The 19,103-nt window shown below is 69.9% G+C and carries 13 protein-coding genes; 4 read left to right on the top strand and 9 right to left on the bottom strand.

Going from position 1 to position 19,103, the window contains the following annotated elements:
- Positions 1-153: 153 nt before the first annotated feature.
- From G4Z16_RS16185 to G4Z16_RS16175, 3 genes are all read left to right on the top strand, one after another.
- Positions 154-1,227 carry a ParA family protein gene (locus G4Z16_RS16185; protein WP_246531303.1) on the top strand — a complete coding sequence of 358 codons (1,074 nt, stop codon included), beginning with the start codon at positions 154-156 and terminating at the stop codon, positions 1,225-1,227.
- Complete coding sequence (locus tag G4Z16_RS16180) at positions 1,224-2,351, top strand: ParB/RepB/Spo0J family partition protein (protein WP_197351484.1); 1,128 nt, start codon at positions 1,224-1,226, stop codon at positions 2,349-2,351. Before G4Z16_RS16185 ends, G4Z16_RS16180 begins: the two co-directional genes overlap by 4 nt.
- A gap of 99 nt (positions 2,352-2,450) precedes the next feature.
- Positions 2,451-3,068 carry a GNAT family N-acetyltransferase gene (locus G4Z16_RS16175; protein ID WP_197351483.1) on the top strand — a complete coding sequence of 206 codons (618 nt, stop codon included), beginning with the start codon at positions 2,451-2,453 and terminating at the stop codon, positions 3,066-3,068.
- Positions 3,069-3,936: 868 nt separating this feature from the next.
- Here the strand turns inward: G4Z16_RS16175 and trxA are convergent.
- The 7 genes from trxA to G4Z16_RS16140 all read right to left on the bottom strand — a co-directional run bounded on the left by trxA (position 3,937) and on the right by G4Z16_RS16140 (position 14,288).
- A complete protein-coding gene (trxA, locus tag G4Z16_RS16170; protein ID WP_197351482.1) occupies positions 3,937-4,266 on the bottom strand; it encodes a thioredoxin in 330 nt (109 codons plus the stop codon).
- Between the two features lie 71 nt (positions 4,267-4,337).
- Entirely contained in the window at positions 4,338-5,357 is a 1,020-nt protein-coding gene (gene trxB, locus G4Z16_RS16165) for a thioredoxin-disulfide reductase (RefSeq protein WP_197351481.1), read from the bottom strand.
- 118 nt (positions 5,358-5,475) lie between these two features.
- Positions 5,476-6,474, bottom strand: a complete 999-nt coding sequence (locus tag G4Z16_RS16160) for an anti-sigma factor (RefSeq protein WP_197351480.1) — start codon at positions 6,472-6,474, stop codon at positions 5,476-5,478.
- The gene (gene sigM / locus G4Z16_RS16155; protein ID WP_246530889.1) at positions 6,471-7,268 is read right to left on the bottom strand and encodes an RNA polymerase sigma factor SigM; all 798 of its coding nucleotides are present in this window, start codon (positions 7,266-7,268) and stop codon (positions 6,471-6,473) included. Before sigM ends, G4Z16_RS16160 begins: the two co-directional genes overlap by 4 nt.
- A gap of 59 nt (positions 7,269-7,327) precedes the next feature.
- A complete protein-coding gene (locus G4Z16_RS16150; protein ID WP_197351479.1) occupies positions 7,328-9,175 on the bottom strand; it encodes a protein kinase family protein in 1,848 nt (615 codons plus the stop codon).
- A gap of 111 nt (positions 9,176-9,286) precedes the next feature.
- Positions 9,287-11,728 carry a murein biosynthesis integral membrane protein MurJ gene (murJ, locus tag G4Z16_RS16145; protein ID WP_197351478.1) on the bottom strand — a complete coding sequence of 814 codons (2,442 nt, stop codon included), beginning with the start codon at positions 11,726-11,728 and terminating at the stop codon, positions 9,287-9,289.
- A 34-nt stretch (positions 11,729-11,762) separates the two neighbouring features.
- Complete coding sequence (locus tag G4Z16_RS16140; RefSeq protein ID WP_197351477.1) at positions 11,763-14,288, bottom strand: DUF6049 family protein; 2,526 nt, start codon at positions 14,286-14,288, stop codon at positions 11,763-11,765.
- Positions 14,289-14,446: 158 nt separating this feature from the next.
- Here G4Z16_RS16140 and G4Z16_RS16135 point away from each other — a divergent pair, with 158 nt between their 5' ends.
- Positions 14,447-15,967, top strand: a complete 1,521-nt coding sequence (locus G4Z16_RS16135; RefSeq protein WP_197351476.1) for a CCA tRNA nucleotidyltransferase — start codon at positions 14,447-14,449, stop codon at positions 15,965-15,967.
- On the opposite strand, the gene G4Z16_RS16130 is transcribed toward G4Z16_RS16135, so the two are convergent.
- Together G4Z16_RS16130 and G4Z16_RS16125 are read right to left on the bottom strand one after the other, a co-directional pair.
- The gene (locus G4Z16_RS16130) at positions 15,950-17,317 is read right to left on the bottom strand and encodes an MFS transporter (RefSeq protein WP_197351475.1); all 1,368 of its coding nucleotides are present in this window, start codon (positions 17,315-17,317) and stop codon (positions 15,950-15,952) included. The two genes, G4Z16_RS16135 and G4Z16_RS16130, sit on opposite strands and share 18 nt — an antisense overlap.
- A 172-nt stretch (positions 17,318-17,489) precedes the next feature.
- Complete coding sequence (locus G4Z16_RS16125) at positions 17,490-19,004, bottom strand: glycosyltransferase family 87 protein (RefSeq protein ID WP_425508083.1); 1,515 nt, start codon at positions 19,002-19,004, stop codon at positions 17,490-17,492.
- Between the last annotated feature and the right edge of the window lie 99 nt (positions 19,005-19,103).

Raw genomic sequence — 19,103 nt, 5'->3', positions numbered from 1 at the left:
TTTCACGTGAAACGCCGCTCTCTCTTGCAAGGAATCATCAGCCGGGGTCGCGCTCAAGCCGCGCAGCGCGACCGGAAATCTGCGTCGAAGCCCCGCTCCTCGGTGGATTCATCCACAACTGAGCGGGGCTCGCTGGTTCATGACACCGAAAACATGGCAGGCTCTGTTCAGCACGAGCCTTATGTCGAGGAGAGTGAACCGTTGCGGTCCGACGCCAATACCGCGGGACCGATGGCCGACCCGGTCCCCGGCCCCCGTTCAGAATCGGTGGATGTTTCACGTGAAACTCCGCCCCCGATGGACGATACGCCGATCGGTCGCGCCGCCCAGCAGGCGGTAGAGGCGATGAACCGCGCCGGCGAAGGCCTTCCGAGGCCCGAGCAGACGCGGGTCATGGTCGTGGCCAACCAGAAGGGTGGAGTCGGGAAGACCACCACCACCGTGAACCTGGCCGCCTCCCTGGCCCTGCATGGCGCCCGGGTCCTCGTGATCGACCTTGACCCCCAGGGGAATGCGTCGACGGCCCTGGGCGTCGACCACCATTCGGAAGTTCCGTCGATCTACGACGTCTTGGTCGAAAGCATGCCGCTGGCCGACGTCGTCAAGCCCGTACCGGACGTGGAGGGGCTCTTCTGCGCACCCGCCACCATCGATCTCGCCGGTGCGGAGATCGAATTGGTGTCGCTGGTCGCACGGGAGAGCCGTCTCCAACGAGCGCTCAGCGCATACGAGCAGCCGCTGGACTACGTCTTGATCGACTGTCCGCCTTCCCTCGGATTGCTGACGGTCAATGCGTTGGTCGCCGGTGCCGAGGTCCTCATCCCGATTCAGTGTGAGTACTACGCCCTGGAGGGTCTGGGGCAGCTCCTCCGCAACGTCGATCTCGTCAAGGGCCACCTCAACACGCGACTGCACGTCTCGACGATCATCCTCACCATGTACGACGGCCGGACACGGCTTGCCTCGCAGGTTGCTGATGAGGTGCGCAGCCACTTCAGCGCAGAGGTGCTCCGGACCAACATTCCGCGCTCGGTGCGTATCTCGGAGGCCCCGAGCTACGGCCAGACAGTGCTGACCTACGATCCTGGTTCGAGCGGTTCGCTGTCCTATCTCGAGGCTGCTCGTGAGATCGCGTTGCGCGATCCGAACGTGAAGCAGCGGCACGACGAGTCCGTACAGCAGCTGCAGCAACAGCAGAACAGCACCATGCCGGAGGGGACGCAGTGAGTGATCGACGTAGGGGGCTCGGCCGGGGTCTGGGTGCCCTGATTCCGGCGGCGCCGGCGCCCGGAGCCGATGAGGGGAGTCCCTCGGTCGACTCCAACGGAGCCACGTCACCGAGCGCCGTTCCCGTGATCCCGCCCGATCGTGGTGTGGCGGCTGCGAAGGTGACCGCGCTGCCGGACAGCGAGGCGCACGACGATGTTCCACGTGAAACGTCCGGGGCCGAAGGCGACGATTCCACGAACGAAGTCGTGCCCGCCGGGGCGCACTTCGCAGAGGTTCCGCTCGAGGCCATCACCCCCAACCCTCGTCAGCCTCGTGAGGTCTTCGACGAAGACGCGCTGGCGGAACTGGTCACCTCCATCAAGGAGGTCGGTCTTCTCCAGCCGGTCGTCGTACGGCAGTTGGGGCCGGAGCGCTATGAGCTCATCATGGGTGAGCGGCGCTGGCGGGCCTGCCGTGAGGCCGAGCTGGAGCGGATCCCGGCGATCGTCCGGGCGACCGACGACGAGAAGCTTCTCCTGGACGCGCTCCTGGAGAACCTGCATCGTGCGCAGCTGAACCCGCTTGAGGAAGCCGCCGCTTACGACCAGCTTCTGAAGGACTTCAACTGCACGCACGATCAGCTCGCCGACCGGATCGGCCGCTCGCGTCCGCAGGTCTCCAACACGCTTCGGCTGCTGCGGCTTTCGCCATCGGTGCAGCGGCGTGTGGCTGCAGGCGTTCTGTCCGCCGGTCACGCACGTGCGCTGTTGTCGGTGGAGAACGGTGAGGAGCAGGACCGCCTCGCTCATCGCATCGTGGCCGAGGGGCTGTCGGTGCGTGCGGTGGAAGAGATCGTCACGATGTCGGGCGGCTCCACACCGAAGAGCACGTCGAAGTCGAAGGGCCCCCGCGCCGGAAAGCGGTCCCCCGCGCTGGACGAACTGGCCGGCCGTCTCTCGGACCGCTTCGAGACCCGGGTGAAGGTCGACCTGGGCCAGAAGAAGGGGAAGATCGTTGTCGAGTTCGCGTCGGTCGACGATCTCGAGCGCATCCTCGGACAGCTGGCCCCGGGCGAGGGTCGAGTGCTCGGTCAATTGACGGCGGAGTCGGAAGAGGAGGCTGCGGAGGAGAGCGAGGACTGAATCTGTGCTCGGGAGCCGCGAGAGCGGTGAACCTCGGATACTTCGATACCGGCCCGCAAGAACCAGAACGAGCTGTCGCCCCATGGATACGATGGATCCATGGGGCGACAGCTCGTTCCGCTCACACTGGACAACCTCGCGGATCTTCCCGGGCGTTGCCGCGCCTGCGTGTTCTGGGAGCTTGATCCCGTCAGCGGTGAGGCCGCGGTGCGAACCGGGCGGCCTGAGGTTGAGAAGGAGTCATGGATCTCCGCGGTCTTGCTGGAGTGGGGGTCCTGCGGACGCGTGGTCTACGTGGACGAGAAGGCGGTCGGCTTCGTCCTGTACGCACCTCCGGCGTACGTCCCCCGGTCCTTCGCGTTTCCGACGAGCCCGGTCTCCCCTGACGCCGTTCAGTTGATGACGGCCTCGCTGTTGCCGGAGTACCAGGGACAGGGACTGGGACGGGTCATCGTGCAGACCGTGGCGAAGGATCTGCTGCGGCGAGGCTTCAAGGCGATCGAGGCGTTCGGGGACTCGCGCTGGAAGGAGCCGGCGTGTGTGATCCCGGCGGAGCATCTGCTGGCGGTCGGCTTCAAGACCGTCCGCCCGCATCACAGCTTCCCGAGACTCCGGCTCGAGTTGCGCTCGACGGTCTCCTGGCGGGAGGACGTGGAGCGGGCACTCGACCAATTGCTGGGAGCGGTGCAGAAGGATCGAGTGCTTCGGCCGTTGTGACCGAGGCGCGGCTGTGCACCGCCAGGGACGTGACCGAGGGAAGGTGTGGCAGCGAGTGTCGCGGGGCCGAGAAGTGCGGCACCTACGGATGCGGCATTCATGAAAGCGGCACCGAGAAGCATGAAGCGCGAGAGGTGAGTCCCCACTCGGTGGTTGGACTCGGCGCTGGTTTCACGTGAAACAGGGCCGGGGAGTCTCGCAGCACGGAGGCGGCGGGTGATCGCCGCAGACCGTTCGGCGACGGCGACATGTTGGACGGTGCACCCGGATCACAGCTTCCGAGGCGGCGGTTCGAGCAGAAGGCCGGGGTGAATCGTTCCCAGGGTCGGCGACTTCTGGGTCCCCGCGGGGCGCTCCTGACGACGGACCGGTGGCCGGGAGGTCGGCGACCGAACCGGAGGCCCTCGCAGATATCGCCCCGTAGAAAGTCGCCCCGCGAGGGTTGGGCGCCCATCTCGCTGATGAGGTTCTGCATCCGGAACGCCGAACCGCGCAGGGACCGCGCCGTGGTGATCGCGCTCCAGAAGCGCACTGCCGCAGGACGGGGTACAACGAGAAGCGCGCCGCCGAGAGGCGCGGTGACTGAGACGCGCGGCAGAGCGACTAACGCGCCATCGAGAAGCCCGGTGCCGGGAGGCGGGGTCGACAGGCGCGCACCGAGAAGAGCGGCGCCGGCGAATGCGGGACCGAGCGCGGCCCTGAAATCACCTCGCCCGTGAACGCCGCATCGCTTTGGCATGGGGGCGCGGGAGGGGGCGTGCCCTCCCCCGTGGATGACTCGCGCTCGGTTTCACGTGAAACGGCCCGGCGTTCGTACGCCGGGCCGTCCCGTGGTTCTGTCTGGCGCGGCGGAATCCGCCGCCCTCGCTCAGCCGATGAACTCGGCGAGGTCCTTCTCGATCGCCGCACGCGGCTTCGCGCCGACGATGGTCTTCACGACCTCGCCGCCCTTGTAGACGTTCATCGTCGGGATGGACATGATCCCGTACTTGGCGGCGACAGCCGGGTTCTCATCGATGTTGAGCTTCACGACGGTGAGCTTGTCGCTGTTCTCTTCCGCGATGGCCTCCAGGGAAGGGGCGATCTGACGGCACGGACCGCACCAGGCGGCCCAGAAGTCGACGAGCACAGGCTTGTCGCTCTTGAGCACGACCTCTTCGAAGTCGGCATCGGTCGCGGTCACGGTGGCACCGGCCATTGTGGTTCTCCTCGTTTCTCGTGATGGTGCGTGTGTTGCGTTGATGTCTGTGTGGGTCCCCTGGAAGTCCGTCAGAGCGCCGCGGCCTCTGCCTCCGCGGCCTCCTGGGCCTCTTCGGCCTTCTCGGGCTCGGCGACGTGGTCGCTGTGGGCGCCGTCGAGCTGGGCGGCGAGGTATCGCTCGGCGTCCAGGGCGGCGGAGCACCCGGTGCCGGCCGCAGTGACTGCCTGCCGGTACGTGTGGTCCACGACGTCGCCCGCGGCGAAGACGCCCGGCACGTTGGTACGGGTCGAGGGGGAGTCGACCTGCACGTAGCCCTCGTCGTCCAGAGTGAGCACGTCCTTGAACAGCTCGACGCGGGGGTCGTGGCCGATCGCGACGAAGAGCCCCGTCACCGGGAGTTCGGACGTGGCACCGGTCTTGGTGTTCCGGAGCGTCAGGCCGGCCAGCTTGCCGTCCTTCTCGTGGATCGTCTCGACCGCGCTGTCCCAGGCGAAGGTGATCTTCGGGTCGGCGAAGGCGCGCTCCTGCATCGCCTTGGAGGCGCGGAGCGCGTCGCGCCGGTGGATGACGGTGACGGAGTCGGCGAAGCGGGAGAGGAACGTCGCCTCTTCCATGGCCGTGTCTCCGCCGCCCACGACGGCGATGTTCTGATTGCGGAAGAAGAAGCCGTCACACGTGGCGCAGTAGGAGACGCCACGACCGGACAGCTCCTCCTCGCGGGGCAGCCCCAGCGAGCGATAGGCGGAACCGGTGGAGACGATCACGGTCCGGGCGCGGTGCACCGTGCCCGCCGAGTCGGTGACGGTCTTGATCTGGCCGGAGAAGTCGATGGCGGTCACGTCGTCCGGGATCAGCTCGGCCCCGAAGCGCTCCGCCTGGCCGCGCATCTGGTCCATGAGCTCCGGGCCCATGATCCCGTCCGTGAAGCCCGGATAGTTCTCGACCTCGGTGGTGTTCATCAGCGCACCGCCCGCTGTGACGGACCCCTCGAAGACCAGCGGCTTCAGTGATGCCCGCGCTGTGTAGAGCGCGGCGGTGTAGCCGGCGGGCCCTGAGCCGATGATGATCACGTTACGGACGTCGCTCACGGGAGTCTTCCTTGTCTGCCGACTGCTTTCCGGTCTGTGAGGTTCTCACCCCACCCAACGGATCCTAGGGGGCAGACATTCCCGCCGTGCCGGCTGTCAGGCCTCCGGGCGAAGCGTGTCAGGGGCGGTCGTAGGTGTGCCTGGTGAGCACCTCTCCCGGTCCGGTGCCCTCGTCTCGTACACAGGACGGGTCGACGACGTAGGCGTCGACGCGCTGGGCGTCGTCCTGGTTCGGGAGGACGACGAGGTAGGCGGTCTCTCCCTTGTACGAGGCGTGCTGATCGACGGCGAGTGGCGTACCTGAGCGGCCGATGCCCGCGCGCACACAGGACGGCATGGATGCTGCACCTCCCGCGAGCGGAGTGTTCCCCTGGCTCTCCTGCGTCTTGAAGTCCCGCGACGGGCCATCGCCGTTCCCTTGCGAGGACTCCCGGGCCGCATGCTTCGCGAGTAGACCGTGGACCTGCTTTTCGAGCGCGCTGCCGGCCTGCGTGCGCTCACTCGCATCGGAGCCCGATCCTGCGGTGGGAGGCGCCGAGTCGTTCATGGACTGCAGGACGACACTGCCGAGCCCAAGAGCGACGACCGCGCCCGCACCCGCGAGAATCGCTGACCGCCACCGGCGTACGCGGCGGGCCGGACGGTGACGCCCGGGACCGGTGCCTCCGCCAGAGGGTCGTCCTGCCGGACGGTCGGCGGGACGGCGCGAGGCGCTTGTTTCACGTGAAACAGCGGCCGCGGAATGCCTGTGCGCCGCTGCTTCCCGTCCGGGCTTCGCGTAGGCAGCGCTCCGGTCGGAGGTCGCGTCGGTTTCACGTGAAACAACGGCTCCGTCGCCGCGCGGTGAGCCCAGCGTTGCCTCTGCGGCGAGCGCCGCGTCGATGCGGCCCGCGATGTCCTCGGGCATGGAGGACGCATCCGGCAGCGTGCCGAGCGAGTCGCGGATCTCCTCCAGCGAGGTCAGTACATCCGCACAGAGGCGGCAGCCGGCCAGATGAGCCCGAAGCTCGGACGACCGGTCCCGGGGCAGCAGATCCTCATCGAGGGCGGAAATCTCGGCGACGTCCGGATGGCCGTCGATGTTGCGCGCGCCGGGCGTGAAAGGGGTGGGTGTCATGCGTGCTCTCCTCCTCCCTTCACGGCTCCGGGGCGTTGCGTGATGCCTTCCGAGGGTGGGACGGATGGCTCGCGGGTCCGGTTCCTTCTCCCCTCTCGCTGTGGCTTCTCCCGCTCCACGCCTTCCGGACGTAGATGGGTGACGAGGGGCAGCAGTCGGGCCCGTCCACGGGCGCAGCGGCTCTTCACGGTGCCGACGGCGATTCCCAGAACTTCGGCGGCCTCGGCGACCGGGTACCCCTGCATGTCCACGAGAACGAGGGCCGCCCGTTGTTCCGCGGGGAGTTGGGAGAGCGCGTCCACGAGTTGCCGGTTGAGGTCTTGGCGCTCGGCGGGCAGTGCCGCGGACTCGTGCGGTTCGAGGAGCAGATCCAGGCGCTCGGTGTCGTCCGTGAGCTGAGTGCGGCGCGAGGCGGCCTTGCGTGCGCGGTCGAGGCAGGCGTTGACGGTGATGCGATGCAGCCAGGTCGTGACGGCGGACTGCCCGCGGAAGGTGTGTGCGGCCCGGTACGCGGAGATCAGAGCGTCCTGCACAGCGTCGGCGGCCTCTTCCCGGTCGCCGAGGGTGCGTATCGCCACCGCCCAGAGCCGGTCGCGGTGGCGTCGTACGAGCTCGCCGAAGGCTTCGGGGTCGCCGTCGACGTGCCGCGCGAGGAGCGTCTTGTCGTCCGGTGCGTCAGGGCCGCGATCCTGGGCGGGGACGGGCGGCCGTGCCTGTCTCTCGCCCGCGCCGGCTCCGCCGCGGCCATGTCTGGGGCGGCGGCGCATTCCCTTGCCCCCGCTGTCGTCGCTCACCGTCGGACGCCTCCCGTCATCCTCGCCCGCCGGCCGTGCCGTGCGTCAGTGCCGAGGGATCAGCTCGATACCTGGATCTCAGTGATCCGGCCACGGTAGTTGCCGTCGTCCGAGAGCGGGAGCTTGGTGAGCCATACCAATACGTATTGAGTCCTGATGGGTTTCTTCGCCTTGAGGTTCAGATGCTCACCCGTGCCGCTGCTGACCTTGCTGAATCCCGCGAGCGAGGCCGGCATCGAAGTGGTTCCCCTGGGTGCGGCGAGGAAGTGGGCCTCGGTGGCGCCCATGAAGTCGACCTTGACCGAGCTCACCTGCTGCGGCTTGCCGAGGTCGAGCACGATCCCGGTGCCCGGCTTGAGGTTTCCGAAGTCGGGGCGGCCGTAGTACTTCTGCGTCAGCCAGTACGTATTCGGGGCGCCGTCGTAGGCGTCGGGGACCTTCGCGGGGTTCTCGCTGCCGTTGCCGCCGGGCGGCGGGTCGAAGTCCTTGGCGTCGACGATTTTCACGGACTTGCCTGAGGCGCCGGACTCGTCGTTGCCCTGTGTCGCGCCCGTTCCCTGTCCCTGGGAGTTGTCGCCCTTGAGGAGCGTGTCGGCGACCTGCCAGCTGCCCAGGCCGAGCGCGGCGATCAGCAGCGCGGAGACTCCCCATTTGAGGATCTTGCCCGTACGGCCCGGGAGGGCTGGTGGTGCCGCGGACTCGGCGGGTGCTGCGGGACCGCCCCTGCCGGCGGCCGGGCGGGCGTGGGCGCCCTGTCCGTACGCGCCCTGCTGGAAGCCGCTGCGCTGGTACGGACGCGGTGAGCCGAAGCCGGTCTCCGGCGGAGGGATCCGCGGCAGCGCGGAGGCGGCCTTGGCCAGCTCCTCCGGAGTGGCGCAGGGCTGCTCCTGACTGGATGCGGTGGCTCCGTCGTTGACGAGGGCCCGCATCGCCAGCTGGGAGAGCCCCCGGTGCACGCCCGCACGCACCTGGTCCGGCGCGACGAGGGTGCGCTTGGCGAGCGAGCCGACGCCGGTGAGCCCGTACGCGTCCTCCTCGTACGGCCAGCGCTGGGTCAGCGCCGCATAGAGCACGGCTCCGACGCCCTCGGTGTCGGCGCGCTGCGGGGAGTCGCTGGTGATGCCGCGCAGCGCGGCGCTCACGGCCAGCCCGCGGATGCGGTACTGCCCGGAGCCGGTGCGCAGAACCGTGCCCGGCGTCAGCCGCAGATGGGCGAGACCCTCGCGGTGCGCGGCGGCCATCGCCTGGGAGAGCTGGATGACGAGCTGCTGGGCGTCATGGGGCTCCATGGCGCCGGTGGCGAGGATGTCGCTGAGGGGAGTCGCGTCAGGAAGCCACTCGTGGACGATGTAGACGAGATCGTGGTCCTCCACGGCGTCGAGGACCTGCACGAAGCGCGGGTCGCCGAGAAGGGCCGAGGAGCGGGCGGCGGACAGCACCGTACGGGCACGAGGGTGGCCCGAGGGAAGGACGTGAACCCCGACAGCGCGGCGCAGCTTCTCGTCGACGGCACGCCAGCTGCTGAATCCGTCCAGACGGGTGACGCACTCCTCCAGACGGTACCGCCGTGCGAGCTTGTGGCCGCTGTGCAGCTCCGGGGGCGCGGGCGTCTCCGTGGTGCCGGGGGAGACGGCTTCCGGGCCGTCACCGGCGCTCTCGTCGGTGCCCGGCTGCTGGTCCTGCGAGTGGGCCTGCGGCTGCGTTTCTGCGGGCACGGCGGAGTCTGGGCCCGTGCTCCCGCTGCCGGCGCTGTCGCCGTCCTGTCTGGTGTCCTCCGGGGGCCGGTCGCTGCCGCTCTTTCCGTCCGTAGCGCTGTCGACGCTGGCCTTGTCCGCCCTGGTGGCGAGTGTTTGCTCGTCACCGTTGTTCTCAGCCACGCCGACGGCAGCTGTGCTCCGTTCCGCCACCGTCGTTCCTGCCTCCCCAGTTCATTGCAGCCACTCTGTGAAACGGCTCGACAATTGTGCCCACAGTCCGCCGCTATGCACGACACGCAGTGGCCGCGGATGGTTGTACGGTCAGCGCCCGAGACGGGCACGCACCATACCGACCATGGCCGTCATTTCCTCGATCCGCATCCTCTTCGCGGCTAGGACGAAAACCACGGCCAATGCGATCCCTCCGGCGATCAGGGAGGCCAGCGAACCGAGCGTTCCGCTGCCGAGAGCCACGGTGACGCCGTAGACGGCGGCACCCGCGGCGGCGGTGGCGGGCACTGCGGCGCCGGCGAGCCTGATGTACGTACGCAGCACGTGCGCCGTGTCCAGGTCACCGCCCAGCCGCAGACGCAGGCGCCGCCACGCGATCCCCACGCCGACGACGTAGGCGAGGCCGTAGGAGGCGGCCATGCCCACGACCGCCCAGCGGGCCGGTAGCAGCAGGAAGCACGCCGCCGAGGCGACGGCGTTGGCGATGGCGACGACGACGGTGTTGAAGAACGGGGTGCGGGTGTCCTCGTACGCGTAGAAGGCACGCAGCACCACGTACTGCACGGAGAAGGGGATCAGGCCGACGCCGAACGCCATCAGCGCGTAGCCCATGGAACGTGCCGCGTCGATGCCGGAGGGGCCGTAGATCAGGGTGCACATGGGCACGCCGAGGGCGAGGAAGCCGAAGGCGATGGGCACGATGGCGACCGCGGAGTTGCGCAGACCCTGCGAGATGTCGTCGCGGACGGCGCCGGTGTCGCCGTCGCTGGCCGCGCGGGAGAGGCGCGGCAGCAGGGCGGCCATCACGGAGACCGTGATGATGGCCTGCGGCATGTTCCAGATCAGCTGGGCCTGGGAGTAGGCCGTCCAGCCCGCTCCGGCGTGGCCCTCCGCGGCGGCCGACTCCTGGGCCCACGTGGAGAGCTGAGTGACGACGAGGACGCCGGCCTGGTTGGCGAGGACGAAGAAAACCGTCCACTTGGCGAGCTTCGCGGCCTTGCCGAGGCCGTGGCCGCGCCAGTCGAAGCGGGGCCGGATGCGGAAGCCGGAGGCCCGCAGGTACGGAATCATCGCGAGGGCCTGCACGACGAGTCCGAGCAGGGTGCCGATGCCCAGCAGCCGCACGCCCTCCGGCGGGATGTTGCCCACCGTCAGGCCGGAGTCCTCAGCGGTGCCGTAGACCCACAGGAACGCGCCGACGGTGGCCATGATGACGATGTTGTTCAGGACCGGAGTCCACATCATGGCGCCGAAACGGCCGCGGGCGTTGAGGATCTGACCCATCACCACATGGATGCCCATGAAGAAGATGGACGGCAGGCAGTAGCGGATGAAGGTGACGGTCACCGCGTTCGCCTCGGGGTTCTCCGCGAGGCGAACGGACATGACCCGTACGAGCAGGGGAGCCGCGAGCACCGCGAGCACGGTCAGCGTGCCGAGGATGACGGTGACGAGGGTCAGCAGGCGGTTCGCGTACGCCTCGCCGCCGTCGCCGTCCTCCTTCATGGCGCGGACGAGCTGCGGGACGAAGACCGAGTTGAGGCCGCCGCCGACGGTGAGGATGTAGAGCATCGTCGGCAGCGTGATGGCGAGTTGGTAGGTGTCGCCGAGCACGGCGGCGCCGATGGCGGCGACGACCATCGCGGAGCGGATGAAGCCCGTCAGGCGGGAGACCATCGTGCCGGCCGCCATGATGGCGCTGGAGCGCAGCAGTCCCCCGGCTCTGCCGCCGCCTCCGCCCTTCGACGCCGCTCCCTGGGCGGCTTCCTGCGCGGCCACGGAGGCGGGAGCGTCCGGCTCCGGGGGCGGCGGGGTCGCCTCGGCCGGTGCGGCGTGTGCGGCCTCGAAACCGGGGCCCTGGCCGGGCCCGGCGGGCTCCTCGTCCGGCAGCGGCCGACGCCCTCCGTGCGGCCCTGAGGCGGACGCACGCGGTGCCTGCGGGGGCATGCCCTCGGAACGCGGCTGGGGCGGCGAAGCGGACGTGTGTGAGGCGTGGCCGCGGCCCTGGTCGCGGAAGAGGTGGGCGAAGGCGTCCTCGGGGTCGCGCCCCTCGGTGCTCACCTGCGGTGTCGCCTCCCGAGCCGGTTCCTGCGCGGACGGTTCAGGGTGCCGTGGGCCGGACGGGTCGGGGTGCTCTCCCCGCGGTGCGCTCCCCTCGTCGTCGCGTGAGCCGCTGAGGAGTCCGTCAACACCCGTGTACCGGACGGAGGCGGGGTCGTCGCCGTAGGGCAGGCGCCGGGACGGGCCGTCGGGTTCGGGCGCGGGTGTGGCGGCCCAGCGCCGGGGATCGGGCGCGTCCGGGCCGGGTTCGGGCCGTTCGTAGAGCGCCTGCGGGTCGGGGAGGGTGCCGGGCGGAGGGGGAGGGTCGGCGGCACGGTCGTCGAGGGCTTCGCTCACCGGGTCCTTGGCGGCCGGGTCGCGGTCCCGGTACGGGTCACGCGTGCGGGCGTCCCGTACGTACGGGTCCTCCGGCGGCTGCGAGCCGTCACCGGCGGCCTGGCTGCCCCGGTCACCGTCGTGCGGCGCATTCATCGCTACCTACCCCTGCCCCTGCTCGCAAGCTGACTCAACGGTCCACTTTCTCACCCGCGTCGGGAACGGTTCCGCTTCCCTTACCGGTGTCGGCAGGCCCGGCCGTGCCGTCCTCGTCGTCCCGGCCGTGGCTCCCGGCTGCCGGAGACGCCTCGTCCGCCTCGTCCGGTTCTCCGGGGCCGTCCGCCGGGCCCTTGGAATCGGCTGTGCCGGCGTCGCCGCGCTCCTCGGAGCCCGAGCCGGAGTCCGCATCGGAGCTCGGCTGCGCCGCGTCTCCCGCATCGTCGTCGGGGCCGGAGGGGTCCTGCCCGTGCGCCGAGCCACCGTTCCGCTTCCGAGTCGTGTACATCCGCACGCCCGCGAGTACGACGAGCAGGACACCGCCCGCGATGACGAGCAGCACCGTCGACGTGATCGAAGTGACGTTCACCTGGAAGACCATGCGCTTCCCGTAGGGCTTGCCGTCCTTCGTGTACAGCTGGGCCTCCACGAAGGCACGCCCGTTGGCCTTGGACGTCGTGGAGAACTTCACGGACTGGCTGTGCTCACCGTCGATCTTGACGGCCTGCGGCTCACCGACGTCGAGTCCGATCCGGCGCCTGGACGTCAGGCGCAGTTCCAGGTCGTCGACCCCCTGCACGAGGTTGTTCTGCACCGTCACCGGGATCGTGGCGCTGCGGCCGGAGAGGGTGATGGGCGACTTCTGGATCAGGTGGACCTCTTTGGTGAGTCCCATCAGGTAGCCGCGCACTCCGTCCCGGTAGTTGGCGGCTCCCTTCGGGTCACCGCGCCAGGAGTTGGACTCGCCCCGCTCCACCGCGCTCCCGAACGGGGTCTCCACCCGGTCCTCACGGGTGAGGATCTTCTGAAAGTCGCCGACGAGCCGGCTGGTCTCCTGCACGTGCCGGTACGCGTCGCCGGACAGTTCCTGCTTGCGGAGCGAGGCCGGGTACTGGCTGCCGCTCGGCACACGGCGGTTCGCACCCGGGTCGGGCTTCGCCTTGGCCGCCTCCGAGAGGTCGCTGCCCTCGGCCCAGCGGCCGTCCTTCTGCAGGGAGCTCAGCGCCAGCGCCATCGCCCGCGCCTGTCCGGCGCTCGGCTTCCTCTGGGGCGCGACGAGGATGCTGCGCTGCTTGTTCGGGACCTGGGCGTTGACGGCCTGGGTCTCGCCGAGGAAGCGCTGCACGGCCTTGGACGTCGCGCCGGGGCGGGACATGTCGCCGTCGAAGGCCTTGGAGAGGCGCGCGTCGGCGACCAGGGCCGTGTTCCCGCCCCCGATGGGACGTGCGGAGGTCGGCGTGTACGAGAGGGCCGTGTCGCGGAGGCTGTCGCTGCGCGCGATGACGTTGTGGGCGCCTGCGGAGGTCGCCACGTCCACGATGCTCGGGTCGAGGGCGCCCTCGACCGGCCAGGCGTAGTCGGTGCTGGGCTTGGCGTGCAGGATCGGCTCGACGGTGTTGGTGGCCCGCTTGGTCGCGGAGTCCAGGTCGCCCAGGGCGCCGGGGACGTTCCTGCCGCGGTGCGCGAGCGAGGCGACATCCGCGTCGGCGAAGGGCAGCGTCGCGACCTCCTCGCCCTTCACGGCGCTCTGCAGGTCCATGAGCCACTGCTTCGCGTACGCCTGGCCCTTGCCGGCGGTCGTGCCGCCGCCCTTCTTCTGCACGCGGTACCGCTCGGTCATCGCGTCGACGGTGGCCAGCAGGTCGGGGTCGATCATCCACGTGATCGGCAGGTCCTTGCCGAGGTGGACCAGCTGCTGGAGGCGGCCGCCGGGGGCCAGTTCCTTGGCGAGGCCGTCGTTGCGGAAGACGGGGGTCTGCTCCTCGTCGGACTGTGTCTGCGCCGTCAGATGCGACGAGGAGATCAGCGGCCAGAGATAGGTCAGCTCCGTCTTGTTCTCCGAGTCGGAGGTCTGCCAGGGCAGGAAGCTCCGCTCGATGCCGAGGATCTGGTCGTACGGGCGCTCCCGCGTCTGGCCGGTGAGCGTCACGCCCAGCTGGTACACGCCGGCCGAGCGCATCTTGAGCGCGCTGACGGGAAGCTTGATCGAGAAGGAGCGGCGGATGCCCGGGCGCATGCTGCCGACCTTGACCGTCGCGCGCTTGCCCTCGACCTTCTTGCCGTCCGCCCCGGGCAGGTAGTCCTTGCGGGCGGCGTTCTGCTCGAGTGCGCCGCGGCTGTTCTCGGCCTCGCCGATGCGCAGACCGATGCGGCCGTCGGTGATGGACGAGCGGCCCTTGTTGGTGACGGTGCCGGTGACGCTGAGCGTGTCGCCCTTCTGCGGCGTGGCCGGAGAGAGAGTGCTGATGGAGATGTCGGCGGTGCGGGAGCCGGTCCCCGTACGGTCGGCGGCCGTCGTGTGCGCCGCGGACCGGGCGTGGCTCTGCGCGGTGGACGCGACTGCGGCGGCGGGTGGGCCGACGGTCTCGGCGGCCGCGGCCGGACCGGGCAGCAGGCCGCCGATGAGGGGCCCCGTGGTCAGCAGTACGACGGCGGTGCCTCGCAGCCACCGGCGGGCGGGAGCGGTCGGGGTGCCCTGGTTCTCAGCCGCCTCGGCCACGCGCTCGTCCGTCCTCGTGTCGTCGTGGATGCGTCTCGTTGGTCTGATGGTAACGATGCCCGCTGAGGGCTCGCGCCGCGGTCTGCGTCACATGATCGCCCGGAGTTGTGACCGGGCGCGGGGCGGGGTCCGGGGGTGGCAACGTACCCTGTTCTGTCGTGCCGAACGCCAATGATGACATCCAGCCGACACCGCCCGCCCCCGCCGCCAAGGAGCACCTCAGTGCGGCGCAGCGACGTGCGGTGAGTGAGCTGCTGCGGGTCTCCCCTGTCGCCGACGACCTGGCCCGGCGTTTCCGGAGCGCGGGTTTCCAGCTCGCGCTGGTCGGCGGCTCGGTGCGGGACGCGCTCCTGGGGCGGCTCGGCAACGATCTGGATTTCACCACCGACGCACGCCCCGAGGACGTTCTGCGCATCGTCCGGCCGTGGGCCGACGCGGTGTGGGAGGTCGGCATCGCCTTCGGCACGGTGGGCTGCCAGAAGAGGACGAACGACGGGGGAGAGACCCGCACCTACCAGGTCGAGATCACCACGTACCGTTCCGAGGCCTACGACCGCACCTCACGCAAGCCGGAGGTCTCCTACGGCGACTCCGTCGAAGAGGACCTGATCCGCCGCGACTTCACTGTGAACGCGATGGCTGTGGCGCTGCCGGAGAAGGACTTCATCGACCCCCACGGAGGTCTGGAGGACCTGGCGCGGCGTGTGCTGCGCACCCCGGCGGCCCCCGAGACGTCGTTCTCCGACGACCCGCTGCGGATGATGCGTGCGGCGCGCTTCGCGGCGCAGCTCGACTTCACCGTGGCCGACGACGTGCTCGCGGCGATGAAGTCGATGGCGGAGCGGCTCGGCATCGTCTCTGCCGAGCGCGTGCGGGACGAGCTGAACAAGCTCCTGCTCTCCGACCGTCCGGTCAAGGGGATCCGGCTGATGGTCGAGACGGGACTCGCCGACCAAGCGCTGCCCGAGATCCCGGCGATGCGACTGGAGCGGGACGAGCACCACCGTCACAAGGACGTCTACGAGCACTCGCTGACCGTTCTGGAGCAGGCCATCGACCTGGAGGAGAACGGCCCCGACCTGACGCTGCGGCTCGCCGCGCTGCTGCACGACATCGGCAAGCCGAGGACCCGGCGGTTCGAGCCGGACGGACGGGTCTCCTTCCATCACCACGAAGTGGTGGGCGCGAAGATGACGAAGAAGCGCTTGGTCGCGCTCAAGTACCCCAACGACACGGTCAAGGACGTCTCGCGGCTCGTGGAGCTGCATCTGCGCTTCCACGGGTACGGCACGGGCGAGTGGACCGACTCCGCGGTGCGCCGCTATGTGCGGGATGCGGGGCCGCTGCTCTCCCGGCTCCACAAGCTGACGCGTTCGGACTGCACGACCCGGAACAAGCGCAAGGCGGGCGCCCTCTCGCGTGCGTACGACGGCCTGGAGCAGCGGATCAAGGAGCTGCAGGCGCAGGAGGAACTCGACTCCATCCGCCCGGACCTCGACGGCAACGAGATCATGTCCATCCTCGGCGTGAAGCCGGGACCCGTGGTCGGCAAGGCGTACAAGCACCTGCTGGAACTCCGGCTGGAGCACGGCCCGATGGAGCATGACGAGGCGGTCTCTGCCCTCAAGGAGTGGTGGGCCGACCAGAGTCAGGATCCGGAGTCAGAGCGCACCCGGTGACGACGGGGGCGGCGCCGAGGACGAGGCGGTGCTCCGGGCCGGTTGCGAGCGTTTCACGTGAAACATCAGCGCAGCGACCCCGGCGTACAGCACGGCGACTCCTATGACGAGCGTGACGGAGCGCCCGTCCGGCGGGAGTATCAGCGCGGCCACTCCGGCGGCGCCGACGAACGCGACGTTGAAGAGCATGTCGTAGAGCGAGAACACCCGGCCGCGGTAGGCGTCGTCCACCGTCGACTGCACGGCCGTGTCGGCGGTGATCTTCGATGCCTGCGTGACCAGTCCGAGGACGAACGCCGACAGCAGGATGGGCACCGGAGCGAAGCTCAGCCCGAGGGCGGGCTCCAGTACGGCAGCCGCCGCGGCGCACAGTGCCAGCCAGCCGAAGCGGCCCGACCGTCCGACGCCCCAGGGCGTGACGACGGCAGCCGCGAAGTAACCGATCCCTGACGCGGCCACCGCGAGGCCGAGCAGCTTGAGGCCGGCGCCGACGTCCACCGCTTCGACCGCGTCCCCCACCTTGCCGTCGGTGCCCCACGCGTACCGGCACAGCATCAGCACCATCACGGTCAGCGCGCCGTAGCAGAACCGCATCAGGGTCATGGCGGTGAGCGCGTACGCGGCGGTGTGCCGTTGCCCGAGGTGCCGCAGGCCGTCGACGAGGCCGCGGGTGGTGGTGGCCAGCGTCGTGAGCAACCGCAGGGGCACCCGTGCGGCGTCGGGACCGGGGCCGAGACGGTCGCGGCCCATCCGCAGCGCTGTCGCGCCGGCGAGGAGATAGACCACGGCTCCGGTCAGGACCACCCAGGCATTCGTCGCCCGGCCGCCGTCAGGTGATGCCAGCCTGATGGCGAAGGCGATGCCACCGCCTGCCGTCGCGGCGAGCGTTCCGGCCGTCGGGGAGAGGGAGTTGGCGATGACGAGACGGGGCTCGTCCACGACGCGGGGAAGTGCCGCGGAGAGGCCGGCCAGTATGAAGCGGTTCACGGCGGTGACCGAGAGGGCCGAGAGATAGAACAGCCACGCGGGAGTGGCGCCCAGCACCAGCGCCGCGGTGCCTGCGGCGAGCACCGCCCGCAGGAGATTCCCGTAGAGCAGGACCTGGCGTCGGCGCCACCGGTCCAGCATCACGCCGGCGAACGGGCCGAGGAGTGAGTACGGGAGCAGCAGAACGGCCATCGCAGACGCGATGGCCGCCGGTGAGGTCTCGTTCTCGGGAGAGAAGACGACGTAGGCCGCGAGAGCGACCTGATATATGCCGTCGGCGAGTTGGGACAGCAGTCGCACCGCGAGGAGTCGCCGGAAGTCGGGGAAGTGCAGCAGGCTGCGCAGATCTCCGACGACACTCATGGGCCCAGCTTCACACACGCCGGGGTGGCTGCGCGTCCCGATCCGGAGCGGGGTGGAGGCTGCGCGCGGCGGACGCCTGGTCCTGTTTCACGTGAAACAGGGAGACGCACGAGCGGGGGCCCGTGATCCGTACCGCGTCCCGCCCTCGCCCGGCCGGGCCAGTGCCCGGTCCTCAGTGGGGCGTCGTCGTCGTGCCCCAGCGCACCTGCGGATCCTCGAAGGGCACGGGCTTCCCGTGCTGTGCCCGCCGTCCCCCACCGCCCAGCGTGAAGACGTCCGGCGCCCGGTCCAGTACGCCGCCGCCGGGGTCGTCCGAGCCGTTCCGGCGTACGACGTCCCGCTCCGGCATCAGTGCGTCCCGCACCACCACCGCGCACAGGTAGAGCGTGCCGGCCAGGTGGATGAGGATTACCAGCTGGTAACCCTCGGGTGGCAGGCCGTGGTGCTTGTCCCCGCTGCCCGTGTAGGCGAGGTAGAGCCAGATGCCGATGAAGTAGATCACCTCGCACGCCTGCCAGATCAGGACGTCCCGCCATTTGGGGCGTGCGAGGGCCACGAGCGGGATCAGCCATAGCACGTACTGCGGCGAATAGACCTTGTTGGTGACGATGAAGAGCGCCACCACGAGCAGCGCCAGCTGAGCCAGGCGCGGCCGGCGCGGCGAGCGCAGGGCCAGTGCGGCGATGCCCGCGCAGCCGAGCGCCATCAGCAGCGTCGCGTAGGTGTTGGCTTCGGGGACAGGGCTGTCGGTCCGCTGGGAGATGATCAGCCAGATCGAGCCGAAGTCGACGGGCCGCTCCTGGCTGAAGCTGTAGAACTTCGACCAGCCCTGGGGTGCCAGAAGCATCACGGGCAGGTTCACGCACAGCCACGAGACCGCGGCGCCGCCCAGTGCCTTGCCGAACGCCCGCAGATGTCCGGCGCGCCAGCACAGCACCAGCAGCGGGCCCAGCAGCAGGACCGGATAGAGCTTGGCCGCCGTCGCCAGCCCGATCAGCACGCCCGCGGCGAGCGGGCGGCTGCGGGACCACATCAGCATCGCGGCGGCGGTGAGGGCCACGGCAAGCAGGTCCCAGTTGATGGTGGCGGTCAGCGCGAGAGCGGGTGCGAGGGCGACGTGGAGTCCGTCCCAGGGGCGGTCGCGGTGGGTGCGGGTGGCGCACACGAAGAGCACCGCCGCGCAGACCATCAGCATGCCGCCGTTGACCATCCAGTAGAGCTGCTCGCGATGCTGGAGGTCACCGCCGCCCGGTGTCAGCCACGACGCGACCTCCATGAACACGCCTGTCAGCACCGGGTATTCGAGGTAGGTCATGCCGCCGGAGACGCGCTCGGGGATGCGGTCGAAGTACGGGACGAGCCCGTCGGCGAAGCCCCGCCCGGCGAAGAGATGCGGGATATCGGAATAGCACGCGTGTACGTATTGGCTCGTCTGGCCGGTGAACCAGGCGCCGTTGAAACAGGGCGCCTTCTGCACCATGCCCAGCACGAACATGCCCAGCCCCAGCAGCGCCACCACCCGTACCGGCGTCCACCAGCCGCCCGCACCCGGCGCGACCCGGCGGCCCACCGGGCCCCCGATCAGCTCGCTGCCGGCGGCGGCGACCTCGTCCTGCTCCGTGGGATGGACGGGGGCGGCGTTCCGGTCGGGGCGGTCCGAGAGGTAGGCGCGCGTCATGGGGCACATCCTGCCGTACGGCCGCGGACGCCAGCAGCCCCGTCACGGTATGACCCGTGACGGGGCTGCGAGGTCCCGCTCCGCGGCTTGCGGCGGGAGGGTGCCGGG

Source organism: Streptomyces bathyalis (assembly GCF_015910445.1).
Taxonomy (GTDB): Bacteria; Actinomycetota; Actinomycetes; order Streptomycetales; family Streptomycetaceae; genus Streptomyces; species Streptomyces bathyalis.
The sequence above is the reverse complement of the archived record's forward strand: the minus strand, read 5'-3'. Positions and strand labels throughout refer to the sequence as shown.